The following is a 4748-nucleotide window of genomic DNA, read 5'->3' as shown; positions in this document are numbered from 1 at the left end:
GTCCGATCGCCGCTGCCGGTGGCGAGGAGGAGCTGGCCGTCGGTGCCGGTCGCCCACGCCACCGAGTAGACCCAGCCGGTGTGGCCGGTGAGGGTGTGCAGGGTCTGGCCGGCGACCGGATCCCAGACCCGCACCGTCCCATCGCCGCTGCCGGTGGCGAGCAGCAGCCGGCCATCAGCCCCGGTCGCCCACGCCACCGAGTCGACCCAGCTGGTGCGGCCGGTGAGGGTGACCGGCGGTTCGACGACGACGTCACCCGGCATCCACGGCTCGTCCCACCATCCAGCCGAACCGGCCGGCAGCGCACCGTCAGCCAGCGGCGACACACCACCGTGATCACCTGTGTGTCCTACGGTGCGGGCATGCGCCACCGCCCAGGCGCGTAAAGCACCGTCGACAGCCGGGACGGCGGGCCCCGGGCTGTAACCAGCCGTCGGAGCATGCTCTCGCTGGTCGTCCACACCGCCCCCGTCACCTGCCGGCACCACCCTGCGACGATCAGCGTAACCCGCCCCACCGTCGATCATCCAACCTGCCAGCGGCCCCACCACCCGGGCTATCCGCGCTGTCCTCGCACCCAGCCGGCGGCGGAGGACAGGGGGTAACCGAATGCGACGAACGTTGTCCGCTACCTCCGTAGGGAACCTGGGGTGAGCGGATCCACCGGCCGGCCCCAGGTTCCCCGTTTCTGAGCGTGCCGCGTCAGGCCCGAAGCCGGGTCGCCGCGGTACCCAGCCCGGTGGGGCCGCCGAAAGGCGGTGTCCCGGCTGCCCCGTGGCGTCGCAGTTCGGATTCCTCGTAGCGGCGTGTTCCCTGATGCCAGCGGAGGATCCCGGCCAGCCAGTTCTGGAGTTCCGTCACATATCCACACAGCGTGCCGCGCGCGTCGGCGTCCAGACCGAAACTGTCAAAAAGCACGGGCAGTTCGCTGGAAACGATGTGTTCGAACTGGCGCAGCCGAGCGGTCATCAGATCGTTCACGACCGCGACCGCGCCTTCACGATCACGGTCAAGAAAGCGCTGGATAACGAGAACGCAGTTGTGGATCTCACCCTCGAACTGGATTTCCTTCTGGTAGGAGAAGATGTCGTTGAGCAGGCAGGCGTAGTCCGCGGCCGCGTTCTCCAGGGCCCTGATCGGTCGAGTCCGGAAGATCTCGGGTGGCAGTGTCGGCACGTGGGCCATCCTGGCCAGTCTCGCCAGGCTCATGGTGAGATCAGAACCGAATGTCCTGCGCCGCATCTCGATGTAGTCGATCGGGTCGGGAACGCGATTCTGGAACTGGTTGGCCAGTTCCCACGACCAGCTGTCAACCATCTTCTCGATGGCACCGCGAAACACACGGCGTGCGCTCACGGTCATGGGTTCCGCGGTACGAGCCCACAGATCGGCCAGACCTCTTTCCAGCGCGTTGCCGGGGACGGGGACGACGGAGAGGGGAATGTCGGTGGACTCCACCGGCATGAACTCCGACAGCCGCCTGGTACACGCCTTCGCGCCGACGAGGTCACGCGTCCGGCCGAAGATCACCGGATAGTAGTCGTCCCCGTAGGTTCCCCAGGCCAGCCAGTCCGTGGTCAGGTTCAGCTGATCGGCAGTGGCATCCGGATGGATCCCGGCCGAACACAGCGCGAAGTCAAACGCCCTGAGCTTGTGTTCATTCCAGATCCCGGGCACCGGGTCCAGCATCCCGATCCGGCGAGCCCACGCCACGACATGGCGCCGCGAGACATCCAGCCACGGGCTGCGCCTGGTGGCGAACGGCATGTAGAAGTCAGGCAGCCTGGTCTGCCCGACGACCTGGTACGGGATGTGGGTGAAGCTGCTCAGCCGCCGCGGCGCGGTCGAGAGCAGCGAGGAGACGATGCGCGCCCCTGATGTCCCAAGACCCGCCGGGCCATCGAGCACACCGGCCGCGGCCGGGGAGCCGCCCTTCATGTATCGGCTCGACCGCAGGTGCCATTCGTGCCCGCCCGACTGCCAGTCCTGTAGCCCTTTCACATAGGCAAGAACGTCCGCTCTGGCCCGCGGGTGAACGCCCCGCTCCTCGAAGAGCGGGGGTAACTCGGTGAACGTCGTGTGCTCGAACTGATGCAACCGGGACGTCATCAGGTCGTTCACGAGATTGGCGGCGGTCTGGGTGTCGCAGCCGAGGAATCGTTCGACAACCAGCACGCTGTTGCTGAGCTCGCCCTCGTCCTCGACCTCGCGCTGGTAGGAGAACAGGTCGTTACGCAGGTGCACGCTGTCGGCGAACGTGTCCCTGAGTACCTGCATCGGCCGGGTCGCGGCGATCTCGGCGGGCACCTCGGCACCCGCGGCATGTTCGACCAGATTCGCCGACCAGGGTGCTCCGCCGACCTTGCGTCGCATCTCGATGTATTCGACGGGGTTGGCGATCCTGTCCGCACTGATGTTGGCGAGTTCCCACAGGGATTCATCCAGCAGGTTCGCGGTGCTGTTCGCGAACCGACACCGCCAGTCCGGCGACCGCGCCGGGACGGTACGGGCCCACAGATCGGCAAGGCCGCGTTCCACCGGATTGTCCGGCGTCTCAGTGATCTCCCCGGTCACGGGCATGAAGGCCCGCAGCCGGTCGAGATAGTCCCGGGCGCCGGCCGTGTCCCGAGTCCGCTTGTAAAGCTCCAGAAAATGATCGTCGAAATAGAACACCCAGACATACCAGTCGGTCACCAGATCAAGGTCCGGCCCGGTCGCGTCCGGATGGGTGTACGCGCACAGCAGGGCGTAGTCATGCGCGTCGAAATCGTCCGCGGACCAGATCACGGTGCCGTGCTGCGGTACGTCAATCATGTCCATCTCGTAGGCCCATGCCTTACTGTGCCCGCGAGCTCTCGCCAGGTTCGGGTTCAGCCGTGCCGGATAGGGGACATAGAACTCTGGTAGCTCGAACGGCGGCGTTCGCCGAGCGTCCCCGGGATCTCCCACTAGTCGCGGGGCCCGGCGATGTCAACATCCTCCAGGATGCCGAGAGCGTCCGGCACGAGGACCGCCGCCGAATAGTAGGTGCTGACAAGGTAAGAGATGATCGCCTTGTCGTTGATTCCCATGAATCGGACGGACAGGCCCGGTTGGTATTCGTCCGGGATGCCGGTCTGGTGCAGGCCGATGACGCCCTGGTTGTCCTCGCCGGTGCGCAGCACGAGTATGGAGGTGGTGTGCCTGTCAGTGATGGGAATCTTGTTACAGGGCAGGATGGGCACACCACGCCAGGCGGGCACCCCGTGGCCGTCGATATCGGCACCGGTCGGGTAGATGCCGCGGCGGTTGCATTCCCGGCCGAACGCGGCGATGGCTCGCGGGTGCGCCAGGATGAACCGGGAATCACGCCGTCTGCTGAGCAGTTCGTCGAGGTCGTCGGGGGTCGGCGGACCGAAGTGGGTGTGGATGCGCTGCTTGCGGTCGGCATTGTGCAGCAAGCCGAATTCCCGGTTGTTGATCAATTCGTTTTCCTGGCGCTCCCGCAGCGCCTCGATCGTCAACCGGAGCTGTTGCTCGAGCTGGTTTATCGGTTCGTTGTACAGATCGGCGACCCGGCTGTGCACCCGCAACACCGTCTGGGCGACACTCAGTTCGTATTCGCGGGGCGCGAGTTCATAATCGACGAACGTCCCCGGCAGCTCGGGCTCCCCGGTATGCCCCGCCGCCAGCGCGATCGACGCTTCGCCATACTTGTTCTGGGGGACTTCCGAACGGCTCTGGAACGCCTCGATCTGTGCCCGCAGCTCCGCGGACTGGTCAACCAGCTCCTGGAACGCCTGCTGTGAGAGTGCCAGCACGGTGCACCCGGTCACGGCCCTGACCGTGAACTCCCAGCTGCCCCGCGGCCCCGCCAGAACCTGATCGCCAAAATAGTCGCCGTCGGCCAGCACGCCCAGCACGGCCTCGTCACCGTACTTTCCGGTACCGAGCTTGTGCAGCTTCCCGTGCGCGATGAGGAACACCTGGTCGGCCGGCTGGCCCGATTCCACGATCACGTCACCGGGAGCGAACTCCCGCTGAACAAACCGGTCCGCCAGCGCGCGCAGCACCGTCTCGTCGTCAAACCCGCGCAACAGCGGCAACTCGCCGAGCTCCCGGGGGATAACCCGGACATCGGCCCCGGTCGAGACAAACGTGATGACGCCGTCCCCCACCAGATAACTGAGCCGACGGTTGACCCGGTACACGCCACCCGCCACCTGCACCCACGGCAGTATCCGCAACAACCAGCGCGAGGAGATTTCCTGCATCTGGGGCACGGATTTGGTGACCGTCGCCAGATTACGCGCGGCCGCCGTACCCAGGCTCAGCTGCGGACTGTCCGCCGCGTCGACACCCGAACCAACCAGTTCCGTCATAATCTACACCACCGATTTCTCGTCGTATAAGTCTTATTAGTCGCAGCAGTCGTATCAGCGGAAAACGGCACACGTACCGTCGCGGAATAGCTGTACCAATATGTCACCGCGAGCTGGATCGCCCGGCCGAAAAGGGCTTTTACTTTCAGGCCGGCGCCCCGGCGGGCCACCTTGAACAAGGCCGATAGAACGGCCGATAAAACGGCTGGCGCTGACCGGAGGCCGCCGCATCCCCTCCCCAACGTTTCGCTTGTTGCAGGCAGAGTTCCTTCCCACGTCGCGTTGCATGCGACGCGTCCACCTACGCACCCCCGGCGCGAGTTGTGGTTCGTGTGACCGAGCGAAGCTTCCCGTAGCGGTCATGGCACCGGCAAGGCCTTCCGCGTG

General features: G+C 65.7%; 3 protein-coding genes. All 3 read right to left on the bottom strand.

Features of this window, described 5'->3' with window-relative positions; genetic code table 11:
• Nucleotides 1-527: WD40 repeat domain-containing protein (locus MJ785_RS20355; protein ID WP_370653006.1), on the bottom strand; the 527-nt coding region annotated here is incomplete at its 3' end.
• Nucleotides 528-702: 175 nt separating this feature from the next.
• Complete coding sequence (locus MJ785_RS20350) at nucleotides 703-2949, bottom strand: family 2 encapsulin nanocompartment cargo protein terpene cyclase (protein ID WP_305039927.1); 2247 nt, start codon at nucleotides 2947-2949, stop codon at nucleotides 703-705.
• Nucleotides 2949-4361, bottom strand: a complete 1413-nt coding sequence (locus MJ785_RS20345; protein WP_239382364.1) for a family 2B encapsulin nanocompartment shell protein — start codon at nucleotides 4359-4361, stop codon at nucleotides 2949-2951. Before MJ785_RS20345 ends, MJ785_RS20350 begins: the two co-directional genes overlap by 1 nt.
• Between the last annotated feature and the right edge of the window lie 387 nt (nucleotides 4362-4748).

This window comes from Protofrankia sp. CiT1, assembly GCF_917627335.1.
Taxonomy (GTDB): domain Bacteria; phylum Actinomycetota; class Actinomycetes; order Frankiales; family Frankiaceae; genus Protofrankia.
Note: the sequence above shows the minus strand (reverse complement) of the source record. Positions and strands in the feature narration are given on the sequence as shown.

Bases quoted from the DNA above. Each gene is read 5' to 3' on its own strand.
- MJ785_RS20345 (WP_239382364.1), bottom strand. From the start codon at position 4,361: ATGACGGAACTGGTTGGTTCGGGTGTCGACGCGGCGGACAGTCCGCAG.